The sequence below is a fragment of the Brevibacillus sp. FSL K6-0770 genome (assembly GCF_038000275.1).
Classification (GTDB): domain Bacteria; phylum Bacillota; class Bacilli; order Brevibacillales; family Brevibacillaceae; genus Brevibacillus; species Brevibacillus parabrevis.
In genome coordinates, this window is sequence record NZ_JBBOBQ010000001.1 from 4,789,300 (window position 1) to 4,811,512 (window position 22,213).

Sequence of the window (22,213 nt, forward strand, 5' to 3'; positions counted from 1 at the left end):
CGCTTACAGCTTTACCTTTTTCAAGGCGAGGCCGACCCCGCCGATTTTGTACAGATAGCGCAGATCGCTTGCCTTTTTCATCATCGCCGCTGTGCTGCCAAACAGCTTTTTCGAACCGACCTGGCCGATTCCCTCGCCTTTTCCGAGAGAAGCCAGCGTTCCTTGCAGATGAGGGACAAACTTCTGTGGTAGCTCGCCACGGATCAGCGCGGCGAGGTTTTCTCCGAGCGTCTCGCCTTCCTGAACCGCGATTTGCGCTGTCGGAGGGTACGGACGGCCTTCTGCGTTGAAAATCAGGGCGCAATCTCCGACAACGAACACATTTTCATAGCCCGGCGCGCGCAAATATTCATCTACCTTGACGCGGCCGCGCATGACTTCGAAGCCAGCTTTTTCGACGATGCTGTTGCCGCGCACACCTGCTGCCCAGACCACCGTTTTCGACTTGATTTCTTCCCCGGTTGCCAAAAGGACGCCGTCCGGTGTGCACTGCTTGATCGGCGTGCCGATTTTGAACTCGATGCCTTTGCGCTCCAGCACATCCATGGCGTACTGCACCAGTTCGGGATCAAAGCCCGGCAAAGCAGATGGAGCCGCTTCGATGCAATATACTTTGACCAGCTCCGGGTCCACGTCAAACTCCTGGCACAGCTCCGGCAGACGGTCGCCGAGTTCCCCGCAAAACTCGATTCCCGTAAAGCCCGCTCCCCCGACAACGAAAGTCAGGTAGTCCGTACGATGCGGCTCGTTTTTGTATTTGGAAAACATGTACTCGATATGTTCGCGAATATGGCGGACAGCGTTGATGCTGCGAATGCTGAACGCATGCTCTTTCAATCCCTCGATGCCGAACGTCTCCGGTTCGCTGCCCAATCCGATCACGAGATAATCGTAGGTCAGCACTTCGCCGCTATCGAGTGTGACATTTTGCTCCTGCGGATCGATCGCCTGAACCGTTCCTTTGATGAACTGGACTTTGTCCTGGTTCAAGATTCCTTCCAGACTCACCCGCGCATGGTCGGCAGAAGCCGTGCCAGCAGCAGGCTCATGCAGCCAGGTCGTGATGTAGTGATAGTTGTGCTTGTTCACCAGCGTGATTTCCGCTTCGTTGTAATTCAGCTTTTTTTGCAGCTGCAACGTGGTCAGCAAGCCGCCGTATCCCGCTCCAAGAATGAGGATTTTGGGTGCACTCATCGGTATCCCTTCCATTCATTGTTAATGGTAACCAGAGGAAGATTGTGCGAAATTTCACGTAGGCTGTTACCAAGTAAGATGCCCAAGTGAATAAAAAATGACGTATCGGAATAATTGCCTGTTATGTCATATGTTCCAACCTGTGAAAAAAAGCACAAGCTTAGAAACAAACAAATGTGACAATTTCTTTACAGTCACCCTCATCTTATCGATTGCCACCATGATTTGCAAGGGTTTTTTGCCTATCGAGGCGTTTTTTTCCCTGCTTTTTTTTCTTTCCTTTGTTGGGTTATAATGGGTGAGGAGTTCGGTTTTTCGAATATTCGGAGGTGCTTTCGATTGAATTTTCTGCAAAAGGACGAGCAAATCTACGACATTACGATCATTGGCGGAGGCCCTGCCGGACTGTTCACTGCATTTTACGGTGGCATGAGGCAGGCAAGTGTGAAAATTATTGAGAGCATGCCCCAGCTTGGCGGGCAACTGTCAGCTCTCTATCCGGAAAAATACATTTACGATGTAGCCGGGTTCCCAAAGATATTGGCTCAAGATTTGATCAATAACCTGAAGGAGCAGCTTTCACGTTTTCAGCAAACCGTTTGTCTGGAAGAAAAAGTGGAAAACGTAGAGAAAAAAGCGGACGACGTTTTTGAAATCACTACGGACAAAGGCGTACACTACGCAAAATCTGTCATCATCACGGCAGGCGTAGGTGCGTTCGAACCCCGCAGACTGGAACACCCAGATGCCGTCAAATACGAAAAATCCAATCTGCACTATTTCGTCACCGACCTGAACTCCTTCAAAGGGCAGCGCGTCGCCGTCATTGGCGGCGGAGATTCCGCACTGGACTGGTCTTTGATGCTCGAACCGATCGCCAAAGAAGTCCATCTCATCCACCGCAGAGACAAGTTCCGTGCGCATGAGCACAGCGTAGAGATGCTCATGTCGTCCAAGGTAAACGTCACGACACCTTATGAAATATCCGCTCTTCACGGAGAAGAAAAAATTGAACGCCTGACTCTGACGAATTGCACCACGAAAGAAGAACTCAACCTGGAAGTCGATGCCGTCATCGTCAACTTCGGCTTCATCTCCTCGCTCGGTCCGATCAAAAACTGGGGATTGGAGCTGGAAAAAGGTTCGATTGTCGTAAACACGCGCATGGAATCGAACATTCCCGGCATTTTTGCGGCGGGAGACATCGCGACTTATCCGGGCAAAGTCAAGCTGATTGCTGTCGGCTTCGGGGAAGCGCCAACGGCCGTCAACAATGCGGTAGGCTACTTCAACCCGGATGCCAAATTGCAGCCAGGGCATTCCTCCAGCATGGACAACTTCAAAGCTTGATTCAACAATCAGCAAGCATTCAATCCTTGTGCCGCTTTTCTTTTGCGGTGCAAGGATTTTTTCGTGACGGCGAAGCTTTCGGGCAGGATGCATAGCGGCTTTCCTTCTGACGCAGAGTAGAGAAAACGACAACCAGCGTTTACGTTTTTGGAGGGAAAACCATGGATTATCTTTGTCCGGTTTGCAATGGGCTCGCTTCTCTCTCGCAAGCTTGCCCACAATGCTACACGCCACTTGCGGATGCAGGCCGCCTGTACGACTTTTACGGCGACTACAGCCCTTACCGGGAGATCGATGACGCCAAATGGGACAACGGCTATCCCGATCGCGAGAAGCACCTGTGCTTGCATACCGGCTGGTGCAGCACTTGCCAGCTGGCACAAACGGTAGCCATTCAAGAATGGACACCCGACATGCTGTAAGCAATCCCGCTATCGCCCACGGCAGAGGCGGGATTTTTTTCTTCCCTTTTTGCAAAAACACGCTATACTATAAGGAATTATTTGTTAAAGGACGGAAAAATCATGTAATCGGTTAAATTGTCGACCCCCTGCACTCGTCTATTGGAACCACTTTTTGAGGGGAGCGTCATTTTATGAATAAATTCATCATGATGGTGGGCATTCCCGGAAGCGGCAAAACCCGCGCAGCCGGGCTGATCGCCAAAAAAGAACGGGCGACACTCGTGTCCACGGATGCCGTTCGGTTAGAGCTGTTCGGGGATGAAGCCAAGCGCCGGAAAAATCCGCTCGTTTTCCACGAGGTTTACGCCCGTATCGAGCAAGCGTTGGCTGCGGGAAGCGACGTTGTCTTCGACGCCACCAATGTCGATCGGGACAAGCGGATGAGCGTACTGAAGCGATTCCCGCACGCGACGGCGGAATGCTACTACGTGAGCACTCCGTTTGAAATTTGCCTGCAACGAAATCAGGCGAGAAAACGCAAGCTGGATGAGCTGGTTCTCGCCAAATACCATAAAAACTTGCATGTTCCTTTGCACCAGGAAGGCTTTGCCGCCATCCACCTGCTGCATGAGCCTGTGCCGTACCCGATGACCAAAGAGGCGTTTATCGCCCTTTTGCAAAGCGAACCCGGCTACGACGAGCTGTTTGCCGCCTTGTCCGGAATCGCTTATTTTCAGCAAATGAAAGATTTTCAGCAAGACAACCCGCACCATCAGCACACGCTGTGCAAGCATACGTACCACGTCCTCGATTACGTCAATACTTTTTACGAAGAGGACGACAAGCTGCTGATGCAAATTGTCGCGCTGTTTCACGACGTGGGAAAATTGTATACAAAAGTTTTCAAGCAAGCCAAAGGCCACAGCAGCTACTACGGGCACGAATACGTGTCGAGCCAGATTGCCGTTCATTTCCTGAAAGAGCTGGGATTTGCCGACGAGCTTGTCTTCCGGGCCGCCGCTCTGATCGAAATGCACATGAAAATTGCCTACGGCGGCGATGAAGGCGCGTCGGAGATTTACCATCTGGTCGGGGCAGACATGCTGACGAAGCTATACTTTTTCAAAGAGGCGGATCACTATGGAAAATAAGTCGACGAGCCACTATCAAAAGTATCCGCGCACCTTTCACCTGCCCTGGTCCCGGAGCAAAACCGACGACGATCGGATTTTGCGAGATACCCGGCATTTTGTTGGAAAAGAAATTGTCGTGACAGAAAAGCTGGACGGAGAAAACACCAGCTTGTACCGCGACTACTTGCACGCCCGTTCGATCGACAGCCGCGACCATCCGTCCCGCCACTGGATCAAAATGCTGCACGGCTCGATTGCCCACCACCTTCCACCCGGTTACCGCATTTGCGGGGAGAACGTGTTTGCCAAGCATTCGATTTTTTATGAGGAGTTGTCGAGCTACTTCTACCTGTTTTCCATCTGGGATGACCGCAACGTCTGCCTCAGTTGGGACGATACATTGGAATGGGCAGAGCTTCTTGGTTTGCAGACTCCGCCTGTGCTCTATCGCGGCCCATGGGACGAGGAAAAGGTGCGGGCCTGCTATACGCGGCAATCCGTGTTTGGCGGCGAGCAGGAAGGCTATGTCGTCCGGCTCACCGCTTCCTTCGCCTACGCTGACTTCAAATACAGCGCAGCGAAGTTCGTCCGCAAAAATCACGTCCAAACCGATCAGCACTGGATGGCGAAGGCTGTTGAGCCGAATCAGTTAAAAGCGGAGTAACACAGAATAGGCTAACTTGACCGTTCTTGCTCTCGTTTGCTATAAGCAGTCAGTAGCCTGTCATTGTCCTCGCTAAAATGTCTCGCAGCAAAAAGGCGTGTTCGAACCATTGTCCTGGTTCACACGCCTTTGCTCGTTCATCCGCTTATTTCTTCTTCTGCTCCAGCCGCTGGGCCATCGCCGTATTTTTTGCCTTCATCTGCTCCAGCATTTGCGGCAGCACTTGCTTGATTTTCGCCGCATCCCCCGATTCAATCGCGGCTTCAAACGCTTCGTGCGTCGTTTTCATCTTTTCCATCCGGGCTTTTCTGGCTTCGCGATCTTCCTTCATGCCCGGCATGCCCATGTTTTTCTCTCTCCAGTCTTTCAGCTGCTGCTCCATTTGCTCACTGGTAATCTCGCCTTTTTTCACTTGCTCATTCAGCTTGCTGACAAGCTGCCTGCGCTCTTCGCGCTTCGCCTTCCATTTCGGGTCTTCTCCCAGAGCCGCAAATTCGTTCATCAGGCGTTCCCGTTCCTTGAACACTCCTTGCCACTCGGCCACACTATCTGGCGTATATTTTTCCGCCAAAAGCAGCATGTACATTTTTTGGTGGGCGCTGCCGTGCATCCCGTGCCGAACCTTGATGTCCACCCGCTCATGATCGCCGTGGCTGTGTGCTGTTCGACTGGCTGTCGTCATCCCTGTCGTTGCGAGAGTTGTTTCCTCTGCCAGTGCAAGACCAGGCAATACCAGTCCCGCTGCGATTGCGGCTACTACCACGCTGTTTGTCCACTTTTTCATGCTGTTCTCTCCTTTTCGCTCGTTTTGCGCCTTCGCCTTGCTTGACTCATGGCGCTCGCCTCAAGGCATCACTCGTTTTTTGGCCTTGTTCGTCGTCATTGTTCCCAGCGGTTGTGGCAAGCTTGTCGGATAAATATGTAAAAATGTGTAATTTCTCAAACAGGCTGATTACAGCGGCCGGATTCCCGCTCTCTCGAAACCGAACAGCTTCACAAGCCCCATTTGCTCCAAATCTTGCTTCGTTTTTGCCGTACCGTGCTGGTAGATCAACCGATAAATTTCCCGCAAGTTGTCATCGTACTCGTCATTGTCCCGATCCGGCATGTCCGACCAGAGTGTATGCCCGTGCATCCACATCATGAAGTCGCCGTGAATACAGTTGTTGAACAGATCGCGCATCATGCCGACCTCCACGTCTGTTGCCTCGATCTCAAAATCGTAGGTGGAGGAGCCTTTTTCATCGCGAATTTCCGCAACCGTCGTTCCCGCTTGCATGGTGACGTAGTACGTCTTTCTTTCCAAAGCTGTCATCTCCATTCGTGAAAGCAAGCTTGAAAACTTTTCCTCCTTAATCTGTGCCAAAAGGCGGGAAAACATGTGTCATCGCCCTGTAAAGCACAGTGGATCGGCAAAATAAAAAACACCCCAACCCGCTAATGCGAGCCAGAGTGTTTGGGTTTGGCATTTATTTGACTACCAGTTTCGCGATCATGTTGCCGTGTTCCGGTCCGCAGATCACGTTGCAGAAAATTTTGTACTCGCCAGCTTTATCCACTTTCAGTGTTTTGCTGCCGTCTTTTTGAATATCGACGTCCAAGCCCTCAATTCCGATTCCATGGAAGCCTTCCGTGGACTTGAAATTGATTGTAAACTCTTCGCCTGCTTTTACTTCATAAACATCTTGGTTGAACTTCCAGTTGCTAGCTTCGATGTTGATTCCATTGCCATCCGTCGCTGCCGCCGGAGCCTCTGTAGAATTGGTGTTTGCCGCTTGCTCCTTGCCGCCGCATGCTGTCATCAGCATCGCCGAAAAAGCAACTGCCGAAACCAACAGAGTCCACTTCTTGTTCACAATGACCCCTTCTTTCTACTTGATTCTACACTTCCATCTTACTGGAAAGTAGCCGTCCAAAATCTGGGAATCTGTGACTGAATCGTGACGAAATTGCTACCAATTATTGAACGGTCTATTATTTCGGACCGTCCTCTTCCGCCGGCAACTCGATTTGGTACACCTTTGTCGGGCGCCCCCGCAGCTTTTCTTGCTTTTTGTACAAAATTTTGGCGACCCCTTTTTCCTCCAGGCGATTCAGGATGCGATTGGCGCTGCGCACCGTAAGTCCGAGGTGATACGCCAGCTCGTCCGCCGTCAGCTCGTTGCTTTCCGTCTTCGCGAGTACCGCCAATATTTTTTGCAACTGCAAGGTAGACAAGTCTGTCTCTTCGCTCAACCGCTGAATGTAGTCGTTGATCTGGTTGCGGTATTGCAAGCATGTTTCCTCGCCCAACGGCCCGATGACCTGGTCGCTGTCTGTTACGACGTACGTGCCAGATGTTTTGCCTGCTGTAGACATGCTGTTCGCTGATTGGGCGTTCATCCTTGCTTTGTACATGCTGTTGCCCACCCCCCAGCCGACGTGGACGGGAAACGGCAACGTCTTTTCCAAATAGGCGAGTAACAGACAGTGCGTGAGGTTGTCCGTCAGCATTTTCAAATCTTTGAATGAACTGATGATCTCAAAGCTGGCAGCCGATTTCTGGATGATGAACGGCACTTTTTTCTCGGCACTGAACTCCAAAAGTGACTTGTGCAGAAGCATTTGCCGCAGCTCCCATTCGTTGAGATTCTCCTTTTGCCCCTCGACATCCCCGATTGTGATATGCCCGATCGCAATCCGGCTCTCCGCCAGCTTGATCGCCGCCAGTTCGGCAGCCATCTGTTCAAACTGCGCTGCGGCCGATTCCGGCGAAGGAAACACATACTGATGCGGCACTCCGTGGTCCGTCAAATCTTGCACGATGTTGCTCATCCGCGTCATGGAAAAGTCGATTTTGCCTGCTTTCCACAAGCGGAGATGCTCATCCAGCACCGCCTCGTAAATCTGGTCGTTCACTTCCACCGGAGACAACGTGTACGGCATGGCGTCTGCCCCGACTACTTCTTTCAATCCGAGGTACTGATTCGCCTCAAAAATAAAGTCGATGTACACTCTGGAAAAATCGAGATCGCGTTTGCGCAGGCTGAGCTGAAACAGCTTTTTGTAAAACTCTTGCTCGCTGATCGAAAGCGTATATGTCGGAATCGGGAAGCTTCCCCATTCTTGCAGCAAATAGGCATACGCAAGCTCTGTCAGGACAAAACCGTCTACTTTTTGCTGATTTTGCCTGTAGATTGTCGGTGTTTCATGCAGACGATGATAGGGCAGCATGACCAGCTCGCAGCTGTCCTGAACCCGCATGGGGACAGATGCCAGTTCTTTTTGCGAGTGCTGGGCAAGGATAGCACCCAAACGGATCATAAAGATTCCCCCTTTACTCTTTTGTCATTATAGGAGATTTGCGCCTCTTTGAAAATATTTTGAAAAGACTTGCAATGTTCAAAACAATGCCGTAAAGTTGTTTTTAGAAATCGTCTTTATAGTGTCCAAAAATAGTTTTTAAAGGAGTGTGCTGCCTTCCGACTTGCTCGCCGATGTTTTTTTTGCACCATTCGCATCCAACCATGAAAACGCTAACAAGGAGGCCTTACGATGAACACAAGCGCAGTAGCGAACAGCAAGAACAAGTACCTGGTCCTCGGACTTCTCTGTCTCGGCTGGATTATCAACTATTTTGACAAGGTTGCCATCAACGTTGCCGTGATCCCGATTTCCCAGGAATTTGGCCTGACCGAAACCCAGGTCGGACTGATTTTGAGCAGCTTTTTTCTGAGCTATGCGATCATGCAGCCGATCGGGGGCAGTCTCGCCGACAAATTCGGCTCGCGAAAAGTCATTCTCGTTTCCGTCGTCGTCTGGTCTCTTTTTACGATCCTCACAGGTACTGCCTGGTCGTTCCTCTCGCTCATCGTCATCCGCTTTCTGTTCGGAATCGGCGAGGGAAGCTATCCTTCCGCCAGCTCTGTTGCGGTAGCGGAAAGCTTTTCGCAGCATGAACGCGCCCGGGCCAAGTCCATCTTGACCTCTGCCACCACCATCGGGTCTGTACTCGCCACGCTTGTAGCCGCCAGCTTGTCCCAACACTTCGGCTGGCAAATCATGTTCGTCATCCTCGGTGTTCTCGGCTTGTTTTTAGCGCTTTTGTACGCCAAATTTTTACACCCAACCAAAGCAGCAGAAAGTATGGCAACAACGAAAAAGGATAAGCTGCCCCTCCGCTCGCTCTTGAAAATCTCCATGCTCTGGAAGCTGATGGCCATATACTTCGGCATCTCCATGGTAACGTGGGGCATGATGTCCTGGATGCCTTCCTACATGGTCAAGGTTCGCCATCTCGATATGGTAGCCATGGGGGCATTGGCTGCGATTCCAGCCGTTCTGTCTTTTGTGACGGTTCTCATCACTGGCTGGCTGTTGGACAAACGAATGGTAGGCCGCGAAAAATTATTGATTGTCATCGGTTCTTTCATCGGCATCATAGCGCTTTATCTCTTGTCGAAAGCTCCTACCGTCGCTCTGGTTGTCTTTTATCAGGCCATTGCCAATATCGGTCTCGCCGCAGCTGTTACCACTACGTTGACGATGCCGCTCAAATACATAGACGCGTCTTCTGTCGGTGCCGCTTCCGGCTTGATCTATCTCGGCGGGCAGCTCGCAGGAGTGATCGCGCCGACAGCCATGGGCTTCATGATCCAGCAGTTCAACGGCTCCTATGATGCAGCATTTTGGCTTTTGATCATCGCTGTCGCCATTCCGTTTTTTATCGGGATGACGATTCGCACAGTACCGCCAGCCACAAGCGAACCTGCCAGCTCGGTTCCCGTCGGCAACTAGCGCCAGACTGTACGCGCGGCGCAAGCCAGCATGCAAAAAAGAATGGAACAATGAGGTGTTATTATGTCCTATCATCAACGCATTTCTGAAATCATCGAGCAAAAAAAGGAATGGTTCACGCATGTGAGCGACCGGATTTGGGAGTTTGCCGAAACACGCTTTGAAGAATTTCGCTCCGCAGAGCTTTTATGCGAGGCATTGGAAAACGAAGGCTTCACAGTAGAAAAAGGCGTGGCGGGAATCGAGACGGCTTTTGTCGGAAGCTACGGGAGCGGTGCTCCGGTGATCGCTATTTTGGGCGAGTACGACGCTCTCTCCGGGCTTAGTCAGGAACGCGGAACAGCCGCCCACACCCCGATCCAGCCAGGCGGAAACGGTCACGGCTGCGGCCACAATCTGCTCGGAACAGGATCGTTGGCTGCCGCAGTCGCCATTCGCCATTATATGGAAGAAAACCAACTGGAAGGGACCGTGCGCTACTACGGTTGTCCGGCAGAAGAGGGCGGTTCCGGCAAAGCGTACATGGCTCGCGAAGGCTTGTTCGACGATGCGGACTACGCGATTTGCTGGCATCCGCAAACGTTTAACACGCTCATGTCGATCAGCAGCCTCGCCAACTATCAGGTGTACTTCAAGTTCAAAGGCAAGGCTGCTCACGCCGCGGCTGCACCGCACCTTGGCCGCAGCGCCCTCGATGCCGTCGAGCTGATGAATATCGGGGTCAACTACTTGCGCGAGCACATCATCCCGGAAGCCCGCGTGCACTATGCGATTACCAATTCGGGAGGCTTTTCGCCAAATGTCGTGCAGGCGGAAGCGGACGTGCTCTATTTGATCCGCGCTCCCCATGCGAAGCAGGTCGAAGAAATTTATCAACGGATCAGAAAGATTGCCCAGGGAGCGGCCATGATGACGGAAACGGCCGTGGACATCATTTTTGACAAAGCATGCTCCAACCTGATTCCGAACCAGACGCTGGAGCGCGTCATGTACGACAATTTCAAACAGTTGGGCACTCCTGCTTTTACCGAGGAAGAGCAGAACTTCGCCCGCCAAATTCGCGAGACGATTCCCGAGTCGGACAAAAGCAGCGATCTGAACATGATTGCCAAAGTCATGGGGGCATCCGGTAAAAAGCTGACAGAGCAGTTGAGCAGCGAGGAGCTTTCCACTGTACTCCTGCCTCTGCTTCCGCAAGCAAGACTCATGTCGGGCTCGACTGATGTGGGCGATGTCAGCTGGATCGTCCCGACTGTCCAATGTTCAACGACGTGCTTTGCGATGGGCACCCAGTTGCATTCGTGGCAAGCCGTAGCCCAAGGCGGCATGTCGATCGGCCACAAAGGAATGTTGCACGCGGGCAAAGTCATGGCCGCAACCGCCATCGACGTCCTGCTTCACCCGGAAAAAATCGCGGAGGCCAAAGCCGAGCTGCGAGAAAAGCTGGACGGCACCTCCTACGTCTGCCCAATCCCGGCCGACATCAAGCCAGCCGCTCGGCGCTAATAGGATAAACCTGCTGTATCGTATAAAAGCCCTTGCTTCGCTCTTTTTTTCAGAGCGGCAAGGGCTTTTTGGGCACAACTGGAACACTCTCCCTCTTCCCTCGTCAAATAAATACCGGGGGTGATTTTCCATGCTGTTTCGCGCCATACCATACTGGCTATTCGCTGTCGCGATCATCGTTACCTCTTTGCTCAGCCCAAGTCCGGCAGCGGCTTGCAGTTGTGCTCCTGCTCCCGATCCGGTGACAGCGCTGGGGCAATCTGCTGCCGTCTTCAGCGGAAAAGTGCTTCGCGTCGAGGAGCCTGTGAGAATGCCCTTTTCGTCTACCCCGGCAAGAATCGGCTTCGATGTTACGTTTGAAGTGCAGACTGTCTGGAAAGGAGCCTTGCAATCACAGGTGCTTGTCGTCACGAGTGGCTTGGGCGGCGGATGCGGCATTCCTTTTCAGCCGGGAGACGAATACCTTGTCTACGCCTCGTACTGGGAACACAGCGATCTGGAGACAAACATTTGCACCCGCACCACCCTGCTCGCCGATGCGACAGAAGACTTGCAAGCCTTGGGAACCGGAAGCGCTCCGCTCCCTCCGCCCCCTTCGTCTGCAACCGATTGGACGCTTCCCGCTTTCGCCGGCGCAGTTGCGGTCGTCTTTTGTGTCATCGCCTTGTTCCTTTTCTATCGCCAAAAAAGCAAGCGGAGACGATAGCTGCCCCTCGTCTCCGCTTTGCTTTTTGGTTAGGGAAGGTACTGCTTCGCCCTGTACTTCGACCAGTTGAACGACTGCCAGCTCGACTCTCCGCGCAGTTCCGCCCATTTGTTTTCCAGCTCATACGTCACAGCTGCTTTCAACGATTCGTCCGCTTTCAATTCCTGCAAATACGGCACCACATCGTACGAAAGCCTGCCCAAATACTCGACGTCAATATTTCCCGTTGCCCGATAGCGCTCTAGGTTATTTTGGGCGATGATGACGTCCATGTTGATGTAGTTGATAAACACGTAGCTCGCGAGCGTCACGAGCGCGTAATATTTGAACAACGAAAAGCTGTCTCGCCAAATTTTCCACAAGGCGATCGCAAACAGGATCAGCAAAAAAATCATGAACAGATGAGCGAGCAAACGGGTATGCGTGTAGCCATAAGCTGCTTCGTACAACGACAGCCGATAGTACGCCGAAAAGAGCATAAAGCTGGTACAGACCGTAAGCAGCGTGAGCAACACTTGTACAGAGCGATACAACAGCCGATTTTTGCGCGATACGAGATACAGCGTGGCAAGCAAGATGATGAAATTGATGACCGTCACTGTCAGCAGCTCGTTGAAGCCGTTTTTGGCATACTCGGCGTACGTCAGTCCTTCCGGGAGAGCTGCTTTCGCTCCGCTGAACAAATACGAAATCTGGATGTATGTAAAAGCAGCATACACGGCATCAATAATCGTCAGGATCGTCACCAAAATAATCCCGTCCCAGACGATCTTTTCCTGCTCTTGCGGCTGCGGAAGCTCCACCGTGTCTGCCCGTTTGCCAAACAGGGAGTACATGTAGCCAAACACTACTAGCGTTACAAGTCCGATCACAAACAGGCGAAACATGCCTTCGACTGAATCTACATCAATCAGCATATCGGGAATTTCATTCAGAAAATGGCCAAACACGCGGTCCGCTTGTGACAACAAGGTCAGCACGACGAGCAAAATCGGCAAGGAGATCAAGAGCCCGGTCATGATTTTTTTCAACACGCCGTAGTTTCGCTGGTTCATCCGGCCTTTGACCGATCCTTTGATCATGATGAACGGCAGCCGTGTATGCTTCGGCGTATAGTAAACCAATATCTCCAACAGCTCTCCCACAAACATAATCTCATGCCATTTTGCTTTATGGCGCCCGGTGAAAAGCATCGTTTGCAGCACAAACAGCATCGGCACCAGCACGAAGTTGAACAAGTGAAAGTAGCCATTGGAAAAGAGCGCAAACGTAAGCGACAACATGCCGATCGGCACACACAGAAGCCAGATGTATTTGTTTTCCCGTGAAAAGCTCAGTCTCTGATGCAGCTTGGCTTGCCATACGAACAGCGCATACATTCCTATAAAAAACAGCGGGTACGATACGCCATAATTTTTGCCGTAAAACAGCAAATCGCCAAAACAGCCGATTCCGAAAGCCCCCAGCAGCAACCACTGGTAAGCTTTTTGTTCCTGTGACCGTTCCGCCACGTCCTTCACTCCTTGTGATTTTCCTCTTCTGAAAGGAACAGAGATCGCAGCTATGCGGCAACTGCTTGTAGTTAGTACGCGCGGGCTTGGTCATTTGTTACAAATGCTGGAAGCAATAAATATTTTACGATAAGAAAACCGCCCCATGGAAGAGGCGGCTTATTGGGCTATCGTACCCGTTAGTAAAGTTCATGCATCACGACTAAACGTCCCTTATTTATTGCCGAGCTGTTCCGCCAAACCGATCAGCAGTCCTTCAACTCCACGAATGTAGCAGAGCCGGTACGAGTCCTTGTACTGAACCACTTCGCCAACGAGCTGAGCACCATGCTTAGTGAGTCTGGATACCATTTCGTCAATGTCTTCAACCGCGAACATGACGCGTAGATAACCGAGGGAATTTACAGGAGCAGTTCGGTGGTCTGATATAGTGGGTGGGGTGAGAAAGCGCGAAAGTTCAAGTCGGCTGTGGCCATCCGGAGTAACCATCATAGCAATCTCTACACACTGCGAACCTAGCCCGGTTACGCGACCAGCCCATTCGCCTTCGACAGTAGCTCGCCCTTCGAGCCTCAAGCCAATCTCCTCGAAGAAAGCGATTGCGTCATCAAGGGATTCTACAACGATGCCAACATTGTCCATTCTTAGCAATTTGTTTTTGTCCATAGTTTTATCTCCTTATGTGTACAGATAAATCACAGTATAGTAAACTACGAAAAATTCTAACATTTTTGTAATTTAACAATTCGGAGTTACGCTATTATCTCCTGCATATTATTTTTAATCATTAAACGAAACTGCCCTTTTCGGAGAACAAGAAATACGTTTCGTCCATTTCCACGGTTCCTTGTACGGCGTTTTAACATAGCCACAAATAAAAAACCCCCTTCGGTTCGTGCATTCGATCCACACGAACCAAAGAGGTTTTTCCCATACAGTCTAGCCCTATTTTAATCGTCACATTTTTCCTCTTTGCCTTTTGCCAGCGCGGTCTTGAAGGACGACCCACAGCCGCAAGAAGCGATGGCATTCGGATTTTCGATGGAAAAGCCGCCGCCCATCATCGATTCCTTGTAATCAATCTCGGTACCTTTAATGTATAGATAGCTGTCCTTGTCGACAACAATCTTCACGCCGTGTTGTTCGAAGGTTTCGTCGCCTTCCTTCATTTCCTGATCCCAGCCCATCCCATACGTAAAGCCGCTGCAACCGCCAGGTCGAACACCTACCCGCAAAAACATCCCGGGCTTGTTTTCTGCTGCCAACATCTCTTTTACTTTCAAGCTGGCTTTTTCTGTCAATGTAATCATGCTTGACTCCCTCCTTTGCAGGCTAACTTTACCCTTTCTATATGTTCAGTATACAAAAGATGCAACCCTTCTCACAAGGTTCCCCTGCACTTCGGGCGCTCATACTGCTGGAAAAAGGCAAACAAAAAAGAAGGGCTCCCCCTCCTTATGCAAAAAAAGCATTGTTCTCGGTTAAATAAAAACGATACGTCTTCTTTCGGCCTACCTTAGACAGATTATGATCTATCTGGTTCAGTTCGTTGTGTAGTTGATCAATTTGCATACTGTATTCTAGGACTTCTGGATGATCCAACCCAACCTCTAACCCCATAATTACCATACGCTGTCGAAGGAGTTCGATTTTTTCGAGCAAAACGTCCCGCATTATGAAGCTTCAGGCTTTCTTACTATATTTTACAAGAACGGCCATCATTTCGCAAACAAAATTTCCCACATTCCCCCAAAAATGCAACAAAAATATGGCGATAAATGTTAGAATTTTACAGCAAACAGTTGGAGAACTTATCTTATTGTTCGTACATACTAACAGGTTTATAATATAGATGCCTTGTTGCCCGAGATTTTCCCTTTTTATTGAGCTTTCTCCACCCCCAAGGAACGTTTCTGATTGGGCATGGCCTGGACGAACAGCTCTTATCCCTTACCACTCGATCTAGAAAGGAAGTGTTTGGAATGGCGCTTGAAACCATTGCCATCCAAGACAAATCGCTCGCCGGAATCGCGGAAAAAGTCATGCACGGCGAACGCCTCACTTTGGAAGACGGCGTTACTCTCTTTAACTCCAACGATCTTTTGACGATCGGACAATTGGCAAATGTCGTCAATTACCGCAAAAACGAAGATAAAGTCTACTTTTTGCAAAACATGTACATCAATCCGACAAACGTTTGCGAAGCTCACTGTAGATTTTGCGGATTCCGTCGTGATGAAGGCGACGAGGGCGCATACACAATGAGCAAAGAAGAACTGCTTCATTATGTTGAAACCCGCTTTCATCCAGGGATTCGTGAATTTCACATCGTGGGCGGCCACAATCAGCACAAGCCGTTTGAATACTATCTCGACAACGTGCGCATCCTGAAGCAAGCTTACCCGGATGTCACCATGAAAGCCTACACAGGTGCAGAGATCGAGTTTTTCTCCCGCATCTCCGGTCTGTCCATTCGCGAAGTTTTGCTCGAACTGAAAAAAGCAGGTCTGGAAACGCTGACTGGCGGCGGCGCCGAAATTTTGACGGAGCGCTACCGGATGAAAATGAGCCCGGAAAAAGCGAGCACAGACATGTACCTGCAAGTTCACCGCACCGCTCATGAGCTTGGCTTCCGGACACATACAACCATGCTGTACGGCTCCATCGAAACTTTGGAAGAGCGCGTCATTCACATGCTGCGCCTCCGCGAGCTGCAAGACGATACAAACGGCTTCATGGTATTCATCCCGCTCGCTGTTCAGCCGATCAAGGCAACTGCCGGCATCAAACGCCGCAACTCTGCCATCGACGACCTGAAAACAATGGCAATCAGCCGCCTCATGCTGGACAATTTCCAGCACATCAAAGCTTACTTCATTAATATCGGTACACAGCTGACGCAACTGTCGCTGACTATGGGGATTTCCGATGCGCACGGCACTTTGATTGAAGAGCGCATCAGCCACTCGGCCGGAGCACTCACCCAGCAAGCCTTGACGGTTGACGAGCTTGTCTGGCTGATCAAAGGCGCTGGCAAACGCGCCCTGGAACGCGATACGTTCTACAACGTCATCAAAGAACACTAAAAACGGCAAGAAGCTGATGCCCGACCGTCGCGTCGTGGGACATCAGCTTCTTTTTTATTTCCGTACACACGCGTTTTTTCGCGGGCTTCAATGAACATCCTAAGAAAACAGCTTATAGAGGAAAGTCTGCATTCAGCAGCTCTTCTTCCTCCCGCAAGTAGTTCTTGATTTTTACAAGCAATTCATCGGCCGACGGAGCTTGCAAAAGCGTTCCGTTTACCAGGGCAAACGGCTCCATGTAGCACTCTCCGCAATAGCCGAGACAGCCGTATTCAAGAACATCGACGTCCAGCTCGGGGTCGTTTTCCAGAGCGTCCACGACAGGCTGTGTGTAGGAAGATACGTTGCTCGCGCAAAATTCTACCAAAGGTTTCATCTATCTTCACCTACCGATTATTCCAACATCGTCACGTACTTTATTGTACCGCGACTTTTGCAAAAATCCAGCGGAGAAAACGGGAAAAAGATTCTGCTTGCATTTTTACGGAAAGAGACTAAAAATAGAATGGGTGCTGTAAAAAACGGACAGAAGAAAGGACTAGACCTTCTATGAAACGACTTGTGATCCTTGGTGGAGGATACGGGGGTCTTCGTATTATCGAGCGAGTCCTGTCCCCTGATTTACCAGACGACGTGTTTATTACCCTCGTAGACCGTATGCCGTTTCACGGCTTGAAAACGGAGTACTACGCTCTGGCAGCAGGTACTACGCCAGAATCTCACTTGCGAGTTAATTTTCCAAACGATCCGCGCCTGACTGTCAAATACGGCGAAGTCAGCGAAGTGGATTTGGACGAGCAGGTCGTCAATTTTGCAAACGGGGACGCCCTCTCGTACGATTGGCTCGTCATCGGATTGGGCTGTGAGGATCGCTACCATGACATACCTGGTGCAGAGCAGTTTACTTGCTCGATCCAATCCATGGGAGCTACCCGCAACACATACATGGCAATCAATAATGTGAATCCATATGGTACGGTTACCGTTGTGGGTGGTGGACTTTCCGGTGTGGAAATGGCAGCAGAACTGCGCGAAAGCCGTCCCGACCTGAACGTGCGCATCATCGACCGCGGCCCAAGCATTTTGAGCCCATTCCCGAAAAAATTGCAGGAATACGCTTCCCAATGGTTTATCGAGCATGAGGTTCAGCTTGTCTCCATGGCTTGTGTAACAGGAATCGAACCGGGAGTGGTGTACAACCACAACCAGCCGGTTCAAAGCGATGTCATCGTGTGGACAGCCGGTATTCAGGCCAATCGCATCATTCGCTCCCTGCCGATTGAGACAGACAACATCGGACGCGCCAAGTTAAATCAGTATCACCAGATTCCTACCCATACAAACGTTTACGTCGTAGGCGACTGTGCGAGCACGATCATTGCGCCGAGCGCCCAGACAGCCGAGATTCAAGGTGACCAAATCGCCATGATGCTGAAAAAAGACATTAAGGGCGAAGAATACCCTGCCTCGCTGCCAGCGCTCAAGCACAAGGGCTTCCTCGGCTCCCTCGGCAAAAAAGAGGGCTTTGCCAGCATGGGGAAAATGTCTCTGGTCGGCCAGATGGCACGCGTCATCAAAAGCGGTCAGCTCTGGATGTACAAAAAACATATGGGATAACATGCAAGCCTGTTGGCCAGTTGGTCAAACAGGTTTTCTTTTTGTGTCATGCATGCTGAAAAGGCGTGAATGTTCAAATGAATGAACGTATCCAAACGATGTGCCGCCTGATTGGTCAAGAAACATTGATTACGATGGGGTGTGGGGCTATGATCGAGGATAGGCAGGGGATTTCGGATGCCGTATTCGTGTTGCTTACATAGTCGTCTCCGTCCGCCCAGCCTCTCGCTCCTGCGCCCTTTTCCACTCTTCATGCTTCGCGCACACTTTTTGCCAAATCGCGTCCCGTTCCAGACTGTTGTAACGAACGAGATGCTCGCCAAACATGTCTCCCAGCAATTCGAGCCACATGGCTTTCGATTCGATCTCCATCTTGCGGATGCCGTCTTTGTCATGCTTTCGCCAGATGCACCCCCGCAGCTCGTTGGACGCCTGCTCGCTCCGGTTTCGGATGAGAAACAGATTGATCCACGGAGAATCAGCGGAATGACAGTAATGCTCGTGATTGGGCTGGAATACACGAATGTCCTCGACAACTTCGGGAGCAAAGTCTACTCCGGCAAAATTGGCCTCGGGGTCGTGATCCAGACGCCATCCCCCAGCCGCAACACTCGACGGCAGGAGCTTGTGGGTGTACGGAGTTTGCTCATAGACGCCAAAGCGCATCGGCAACGGTTCCACAGGCATGTCTCCGAGGCCGACATCGACCAGCCAGTTTTCCTCTTCTCCCGCATCATTTGTGAGTTGGACGGTCAAACCGAGGTGGAACGAGTTGACCCGCGGCGATTCTCCCAGCGGCTGAACACCTGCCCGATGCATGGAAACTTTATATCCCAACGAACGAAGCAACGCAGCAAACGCCCCGTTTAGATGAAAGCAATAACCGCTCCGGCCTGCTATCACCATCTGGACGGTTTCACGCGGCTCGATAGTGGTTGGCTTTCCCGCAAAAATATCGAGCGTCTGCCAGGGCAGCTTGTGTACATGCGCTTTTTGCAGTTCAAACAAGTACGATTTGGTCGGAGCTGAAATATCCGCTATGCCCAGACGTTTTACATACGCTTTTTGTTCTTCTCTCGTCAATATCATCGGTCATCCTCCGCTCCAGCTTTCTTCCTCCCTTTTTTGTTGAAGGGAATCCTCCCTCAATTTATACTAGAACTGCCCCTGCAAAAAGAGACAGTTTCGAAGTATTTTTTAAAGACAGATGCGAAAGGAGCTTGTCGTCGGATGCTTTCTCTTTCCATCAACAGTCACGCTCCCGAGCCACAGTACATACAGGTGTACACGCAAATACGCGACCAGATTAAAAACGGCGATTTGCCGTACGGCTCCCGCTTGCCTTCGATCCGATCGCTTCAGCAGCATATGCACATCAGTAAAACGACGGTCGAAACCGCCTACCAGATGCTGGTGACAGAAGGCTATGTGATCAGCAGGCCCCGCTCCGGTCTGTATGTAGCCAGTCCGTTCCAGTTAGAGCCGCCCCAGACACAAACGAGACAGATGGTTGACCAAAAAGACCTGTCATCGCTGCCTTTCGCGCCCGGAGTTGCTTCCGCCCTGATCGATTTTCGCCCTTCAGCCATTCATGAACAGACCTTCCCTTTTCGCCTTTGGCGAAAGATGCTGCACCATGCGCTGGATCATGCCCAACACAAAATTTGCAGTTATGGCGATCCACAGGGCGAGCTTTCGTTTCGTACCGTTCTTGCGTCCTATTTGCGCCATTCAAGAGGGGTTCGCTGCATCCCTGAACAAATTGTCGTAAGCTCCGGGATTCAATACAGCATCGCCATTTTGATCAAGCTCCTGCAAGGTGTGAATCATATCGCGTTTGAGGAGCCTGGCTATGCCCCTGTTCGCGACCATTTTTTGCAAAGCGGCTATCGGGTTACACCGATCGGCGTCGATGAAAAAGGGATCTCTCTGGACGAAGTCGCTCGTTCCCAGGCACAAGTCGTCTATATTACCCCTTCTCATCAATTTCCCACGGGGAGCATCATCCCGTACCCGGAGCGGGAACGCTTGCTGCAATGGGCGCGCACCAGCGAAGCCTTCATCATCGAGGATGACTACGACGGCGAATTTCGCTATGTCGGCAAGCCTATCCCTTCCCTGCAAGGGCTGGATCACGCCGGAAGGGTCGTCTATCTGGGCACTTTTTCCAAAGCATTCTCTCCTGCGCTTCGCATGAGCTACATGGTGCTGCCCGCTGAGCTTGCCCGCAAACTTCCAAGCATTCAATATTTGTATCAGGGGCCTTCAAGGATCGATCAATGGGCCATGCAAGCTTTCATGGAACAAGGCCACTGGTACCGTCATATTCGCCGGATCAGGCGTACATATGCAAAAGCGCATCATCGGTTCATCGAGCTGCTTCACGCTCATTTGGGCGAGCTCGTCACCATTTCCGGCCACAATGCAGGTCTGCATGTCCAGTTGACGGTGAAAACGCGCGAGCCAGCTTCGTCTCTTGTAAAACGGGCAGCGGAAAACGGTGTGCAGGTGTACGATGTCAGCGAGCTGTGGATGACTCCGCCTGCGTCAGAGTATCCGCGTATTTATATGGGGTTTGCCGGGATGGATGAGAGCAAAATGGAGGAGGGCATCAAACGGTTGAGCCAGGCGTGGAAAGGAATCAGCGAGCTGTCCCGCTAGGCGCAAAGCCTCCGGAACAGCTCGTTTTAAACGTTTTACAAGACGAAAAACAAAAAGCGCAACACTTCCATGTAGTCGTCCGCCGCAAATTCGACGGTCTTGGCGCCCGTCTGCTTGGCTCCTGGATAGAAAGAGCCGCGATAAGCCAAATAATGCTCGCGGAAAGCGATCTCGACATGAAACGTTTCCGGCAGTTGCACCTTGTATTTGGACAAGTCATCGGCAAGTACAGCTTGAACCTGTTCCTTGATTTGTCGCAAAGCGACATTCGGATGAATCGAGATAGCTGCGTTGCCGATGCCTTCATTGACGGGAACCGTCTTGATGTGCGGGTTGATCGTCTGCGCTTCTTCGCAAATCATTTTGTCTCCGGTGACCAGCAACGCAGGCACACCCATGGAAGCGGCAATGTAGACGTTGATCAGCAGCTCGCTGGCGATTTCTCCGTTGATTTTGACATACTCGTTTTGCATGTTCATGGTATGCGCCAGCGGGTTGCCATTCGCCCCCGCCGCCGCGTGGTAGCCGATAAACAAAACGCCGTCGAAGCTCTCGTCCAGCCCTGCCATCATCGAATACGGATCGCGCGTCCAGCCCCGCAAAATTTTCACCTGCTCAGGCAGTTTGGACGGATCGAGGTTGCGCGCTGTGCTGTGCGCGTCTTTTACGAGAATGTCCGTTGCCCCCGCCGCAATCGCCGCTTCACAGGCTGCATTCACTTCTTTCGTCATCTGTTCGGTAAAGTATTTGGAAAACGAGCTTTCGATGTCGGCTTCCGTCCAGTTGACGATGCCTGCTACTCCTTCCAAATCCGCGCTGATAAACAGTTTCATGCCGATACCTCCTTTTGTTTGTGGACAAGCGATGCTTGAATAAACGCAGAAAACAGCTTCAGAAACATCGGGTGTCGTTTGGTCATGCATTCCGGGTGCCATTGAACCCCCAGCAAAAACCGCTCCTCCGTGCTTTCGAGCGCCTCCACGATCCCATCCTCGGAAAATGCCGTCGCGATCAGGTTTTTTCCCAGTTGTTTGACCGATTGGTGATGGAAAGAATTGGTGAAAATTCGCTCTTCTCCAAAGATATCATACAGTTGCGTATGTTTGCTGATTTGAATGGAATGGTACAGTTCATCGGAAGCTGTTTGCGTCGGCGAGTGCCCCAAAGCGCCGGGAATTTGGCTGTAGATGTCCTGATAGAGACTGCCTCCCAGCGCGACATTGATCAGTTGGATGCCCCGGCAAATCCCGAAAATCGGCACGTTTTTCTCATACGCTTTGCGAAAAAGCGAGAGTTCGTATTCGTCGCGGATCGAAGACATCGAGTGCAGCTCTTTCAGCGGATTTTCGCCAAAATAGTACGGCGCGATATCGTTGCCGCCCGTGAACAAAATGCCGTCTACCAAGTCTATGTACTCGCTGTAATCTGTCTTGTCCTCTACGATCGGAATCGTGATCGGCACGCCTCCCGCAGCGTAAATCGAGTCGACGTAGTTTCGGCTTACCGTACTGTACTTCGACTGTTCGGACAAAAATGTGGTCAAACCGATAATCGGCTTCATCTTCATGGCTCCCTCGTGAGGCAGGGCCGACAAGCTTCCACTTA

The 22,213-nt window shown here is 51.2% G+C and carries 24 protein-coding genes; 11 read left to right on the plus strand and 13 right to left on the minus strand.

Annotation, left to right across the window (positions count from 1 at the left end):
- Positions 1–3 precede the first annotated feature (3 nt).
- Positions 4–1,194: an NAD(P)/FAD-dependent oxidoreductase gene (locus tag NST23_RS22725; protein ID WP_340964626.1), complete on the minus strand. Its 1,191-nt coding sequence runs from the start codon at positions 1,192–1,194 to the stop codon at positions 4–6.
- Positions 1,195–1,533: 339 nt separating this feature from the next.
- Between NST23_RS22725 and NST23_RS22730 the strand changes: the two genes are divergently transcribed.
- The 4 genes from NST23_RS22730 (at position 1,534) to NST23_RS22745 (ending at position 4,745) form a co-directional block, all read left to right on the plus strand.
- Positions 1,534–2,544: an NAD(P)/FAD-dependent oxidoreductase gene (locus NST23_RS22730; protein WP_122964535.1), complete on the plus strand. Its 1,011-nt coding sequence runs from the start codon at positions 1,534–1,536 to the stop codon at positions 2,542–2,544.
- Between the two features lie 161 nt (positions 2,545–2,705).
- Positions 2,706–2,966: a hypothetical protein gene (locus NST23_RS22735; protein ID WP_167470298.1), complete on the plus strand. Its 261-nt coding sequence runs from the start codon at positions 2,706–2,708 to the stop codon at positions 2,964–2,966.
- Between the two features lie 173 nt (positions 2,967–3,139).
- On the plus strand, positions 3,140–4,099 hold the full coding sequence (locus NST23_RS22740; RefSeq protein WP_340964628.1) for an AAA family ATPase: 960 nt from the start codon (positions 3,140–3,142) through the stop codon (positions 4,097–4,099).
- Positions 4,089–4,745 carry an RNA ligase family protein gene (locus NST23_RS22745; protein WP_340964630.1) on the plus strand — a complete coding sequence of 219 codons (657 nt, stop codon included), beginning with the start codon at positions 4,089–4,091 and terminating at the stop codon, positions 4,743–4,745. The genes NST23_RS22740 and NST23_RS22745 overlap by 11 nt, the downstream gene beginning before the upstream one ends.
- A gap of 145 nt (positions 4,746–4,890) precedes the next feature.
- On the opposite strand, the gene NST23_RS22750 is transcribed toward NST23_RS22745, so the two are convergent.
- The 4 genes from NST23_RS22750 to NST23_RS22765 form a co-directional block, all read right to left on the minus strand.
- Positions 4,891–5,529 carry a hypothetical protein gene (locus NST23_RS22750; protein WP_122964532.1) on the minus strand — a complete coding sequence of 213 codons (639 nt, stop codon included), beginning with the start codon at positions 5,527–5,529 and terminating at the stop codon, positions 4,891–4,893.
- 168 nt (positions 5,530–5,697) lie between these two features.
- Positions 5,698–6,078, minus strand: a complete 381-nt coding sequence (locus tag NST23_RS22755) for a hypothetical protein (protein ID WP_254223309.1) — start codon at positions 6,076–6,078, stop codon at positions 5,698–5,700.
- Between the two features lie 136 nt (positions 6,079–6,214).
- A complete protein-coding gene (locus tag NST23_RS22760) occupies positions 6,215–6,601 on the minus strand; it encodes a cupredoxin domain-containing protein (RefSeq protein ID WP_063227407.1) in 387 nt (128 codons plus the stop codon).
- A gap of 118 nt (positions 6,602–6,719) precedes the next feature.
- Complete coding sequence (locus NST23_RS22765; protein ID WP_122964531.1) at positions 6,720–8,048, minus strand: HTH domain-containing protein; 1,329 nt, start codon at positions 8,046–8,048, stop codon at positions 6,720–6,722.
- A gap of 231 nt (positions 8,049–8,279) precedes the next feature.
- Between NST23_RS22765 and NST23_RS22770 the strand changes: the two genes are divergently transcribed.
- The 3 genes from NST23_RS22770 (at position 8,280) to NST23_RS22780 (ending at position 11,733) form a co-directional block, all read left to right on the plus strand.
- Positions 8,280–9,521: an MFS transporter gene (locus tag NST23_RS22770; RefSeq protein ID WP_122964530.1), complete on the plus strand. Its 1,242-nt coding sequence runs from the start codon at positions 8,280–8,282 to the stop codon at positions 9,519–9,521.
- Between the two features lie 63 nt (positions 9,522–9,584).
- The gene (locus NST23_RS22775; RefSeq protein WP_340964631.1) at positions 9,585–11,027 is read left to right on the plus strand and encodes a M20 family metallopeptidase; all 1,443 of its coding nucleotides are present in this window, start codon (positions 9,585–9,587) and stop codon (positions 11,025–11,027) included.
- A gap of 130 nt (positions 11,028–11,157) precedes the next feature.
- Positions 11,158–11,733, plus strand: coding sequence for a hypothetical protein (locus tag NST23_RS22780; protein WP_274874319.1), 576 nt, complete (start codon positions 11,158–11,160; stop codon positions 11,731–11,733).
- Between the two features lie 29 nt (positions 11,734–11,762).
- Here NST23_RS22780 and NST23_RS22785 read toward each other — a convergent pair whose 3' ends face one another.
- From NST23_RS22785 to NST23_RS22800, 4 genes are all read right to left on the minus strand, one after another.
- Positions 11,763–13,244 (minus strand): DUF4153 domain-containing protein, encoded by a 1,482-nt coding sequence (locus tag NST23_RS22785; RefSeq protein WP_274874320.1) that lies wholly within the window; start codon positions 13,242–13,244, stop codon positions 11,763–11,765.
- A 213-nt stretch (positions 13,245–13,457) separates the two neighbouring features.
- Complete coding sequence (locus NST23_RS22790; RefSeq protein WP_173597507.1) at positions 13,458–13,910, minus strand: VOC family protein; 453 nt, start codon at positions 13,908–13,910, stop codon at positions 13,458–13,460.
- 284 nt (positions 13,911–14,194) lie between these two features.
- Positions 14,195–14,554, minus strand: coding sequence for an iron-sulfur cluster insertion protein ErpA (gene erpA, locus NST23_RS22795; RefSeq protein ID WP_063227403.1), 360 nt, complete (start codon positions 14,552–14,554; stop codon positions 14,195–14,197).
- Positions 14,555–14,699: 145 nt separating this feature from the next.
- Positions 14,700–14,918 (minus strand): aspartyl-phosphate phosphatase Spo0E family protein, encoded by a 219-nt coding sequence (locus NST23_RS22800; RefSeq protein ID WP_063227402.1) that lies wholly within the window; start codon positions 14,916–14,918, stop codon positions 14,700–14,702.
- Between the two features lie 308 nt (positions 14,919–15,226).
- On the opposite strand from NST23_RS22800, the gene mqnE reads away from it, so the two are divergent.
- Complete coding sequence (mqnE, locus tag NST23_RS22805) at positions 15,227–16,330, plus strand: aminofutalosine synthase MqnE (protein WP_173596761.1); 1,104 nt, start codon at positions 15,227–15,229, stop codon at positions 16,328–16,330.
- A 112-nt stretch (positions 16,331–16,442) separates the two neighbouring features.
- Here the strand turns inward: mqnE and NST23_RS22810 are convergent, their stop codons facing one another.
- Positions 16,443–16,706, minus strand: a complete 264-nt coding sequence (locus NST23_RS22810) for a DUF1450 domain-containing protein (protein ID WP_173596760.1) — start codon at positions 16,704–16,706, stop codon at positions 16,443–16,445.
- A gap of 173 nt (positions 16,707–16,879) precedes the next feature.
- On the opposite strand from NST23_RS22810, the gene NST23_RS22815 reads away from it, so the two are divergent.
- Together NST23_RS22815 and NST23_RS22820 are read left to right on the plus strand one after the other, a co-directional pair.
- A complete protein-coding gene (locus tag NST23_RS22815; RefSeq protein WP_122964523.1) occupies positions 16,880–17,947 on the plus strand; it encodes an NAD(P)/FAD-dependent oxidoreductase in 1,068 nt (355 codons plus the stop codon).
- A 77-nt stretch (positions 17,948–18,024) separates the two neighbouring features.
- Positions 18,025–18,150, plus strand: a complete 126-nt coding sequence (locus NST23_RS22820; protein ID WP_281869677.1) for a hypothetical protein — start codon at positions 18,025–18,027, stop codon at positions 18,148–18,150.
- Here the strand turns inward: NST23_RS22820 and NST23_RS22825 are convergent.
- Positions 18,143–19,036: an arylamine N-acetyltransferase family protein gene (locus NST23_RS22825; RefSeq protein WP_242774483.1), complete on the minus strand. Its 894-nt coding sequence runs from the start codon at positions 19,034–19,036 to the stop codon at positions 18,143–18,145. The genes NST23_RS22820 and NST23_RS22825 overlap by 8 nt on opposite strands.
- Positions 19,037–19,177: 141 nt before the next feature.
- On the opposite strand from NST23_RS22825, the gene pdxR reads away from it, so the two are divergent.
- Positions 19,178–20,608 carry a MocR-like pyridoxine biosynthesis transcription factor PdxR gene (gene pdxR, locus NST23_RS22830; protein ID WP_340964635.1) on the plus strand — a complete coding sequence of 477 codons (1,431 nt, stop codon included), beginning with the start codon at positions 19,178–19,180 and terminating at the stop codon, positions 20,606–20,608.
- Positions 20,609–20,643: 35 nt separating this feature from the next.
- Here pdxR and NST23_RS22835 read toward each other — a convergent pair whose 3' ends face one another.
- Positions 20,644–21,441 carry a M55 family metallopeptidase gene (locus NST23_RS22835; protein ID WP_173596757.1) on the minus strand — a complete coding sequence of 266 codons (798 nt, stop codon included), beginning with the start codon at positions 21,439–21,441 and terminating at the stop codon, positions 20,644–20,646.
- The gene (locus tag NST23_RS22840; RefSeq protein WP_208715206.1) at positions 21,438–22,175 is read right to left on the minus strand and encodes a gamma-glutamyl-gamma-aminobutyrate hydrolase family protein; all 738 of its coding nucleotides are present in this window, start codon (positions 22,173–22,175) and stop codon (positions 21,438–21,440) included. The genes NST23_RS22835 and NST23_RS22840 overlap by 4 nt, the downstream gene beginning before the upstream one ends.
- Between the last annotated feature and the right edge of the window lie 38 nt (positions 22,176–22,213).

What these genes read in the sequence shown, in the direction of transcription:
- NST23_RS22725 (WP_340964626.1), bottom strand. Translation starts at nt 1,194, where the DNA reads ATGAGTGCACCCAAAATCCTCATTCTTGGAGCGGGATACGGCGGCTTG.
- NST23_RS22735 (WP_167470298.1), top strand. Translation starts at nt 2,706, where the DNA reads ATGGATTATCTTTGTCCGGTTTGCAATGGGCTCGCTTCTCTCTCGCAA.
- NST23_RS22740 (WP_340964628.1), top strand. Translation starts at nt 3,140, where the DNA reads ATGAATAAATTCATCATGATGGTGGGCATTCCCGGAAGCGGCAAAACC.
- NST23_RS22745 (WP_340964630.1), top strand. Translation starts at nt 4,089, where the DNA reads ATGGAAAATAAGTCGACGAGCCACTATCAAAAGTATCCGCGCACCTTT.
- NST23_RS22750 (WP_122964532.1), bottom strand. Translation starts at nt 5,529, where the DNA reads ATGAAAAAGTGGACAAACAGCGTGGTAGTAGCCGCAATCGCAGCGGGA.
- NST23_RS22765 (WP_122964531.1), bottom strand. Translation starts at nt 8,048, where the DNA reads ATGATCCGTTTGGGTGCTATCCTTGCCCAGCACTCGCAAAAAGAACTG.
- NST23_RS22770 (WP_122964530.1), top strand. Translation starts at nt 8,280, where the DNA reads ATGAACACAAGCGCAGTAGCGAACAGCAAGAACAAGTACCTGGTCCTC.
- NST23_RS22775 (WP_340964631.1), top strand. Translation starts at nt 9,585, where the DNA reads ATGTCCTATCATCAACGCATTTCTGAAATCATCGAGCAAAAAAAGGAA.
- NST23_RS22780 (WP_274874319.1), top strand. Translation starts at nt 11,158, where the DNA reads ATGCTGTTTCGCGCCATACCATACTGGCTATTCGCTGTCGCGATCATC.
- NST23_RS22790 (WP_173597507.1), bottom strand. Translation starts at nt 13,910, where the DNA reads ATGGACAAAAACAAATTGCTAAGAATGGACAATGTTGGCATCGTTGTA.
- erpA (WP_063227403.1), bottom strand. Translation starts at nt 14,554, where the DNA reads ATGATTACATTGACAGAAAAAGCCAGCTTGAAAGTAAAAGAGATGTTG.
- NST23_RS22800 (WP_063227402.1), bottom strand. Translation starts at nt 14,918, where the DNA reads ATGCGGGACGTTTTGCTCGAAAAAATCGAACTCCTTCGACAGCGTATG.
- mqnE (WP_173596761.1), top strand. Translation starts at nt 15,227, where the DNA reads ATGGCGCTTGAAACCATTGCCATCCAAGACAAATCGCTCGCCGGAATC.
- NST23_RS22810 (WP_173596760.1), bottom strand. Translation starts at nt 16,706, where the DNA reads ATGAAACCTTTGGTAGAATTTTGCGCGAGCAACGTATCTTCCTACACA.
- NST23_RS22815 (WP_122964523.1), top strand. Translation starts at nt 16,880, where the DNA reads ATGAAACGACTTGTGATCCTTGGTGGAGGATACGGGGGTCTTCGTATT.
- NST23_RS22820 (WP_281869677.1), top strand. Translation starts at nt 18,025, where the DNA reads ATGAATGAACGTATCCAAACGATGTGCCGCCTGATTGGTCAAGAAACA.
- NST23_RS22825 (WP_242774483.1), bottom strand. Translation starts at nt 19,036, where the DNA reads ATGATATTGACGAGAGAAGAACAAAAAGCGTATGTAAAACGTCTGGGC.
- pdxR (WP_340964635.1), top strand. Translation starts at nt 19,178, where the DNA reads ATGCTTTCTCTTTCCATCAACAGTCACGCTCCCGAGCCACAGTACATA.
- NST23_RS22835 (WP_173596757.1), bottom strand. Translation starts at nt 21,441, where the DNA reads ATGAAACTGTTTATCAGCGCGGATTTGGAAGGAGTAGCAGGCATCGTC.
- NST23_RS22840 (WP_208715206.1), bottom strand. Translation starts at nt 22,175, where the DNA reads ATGAAGATGAAGCCGATTATCGGTTTGACCACATTTTTGTCCGAACAG.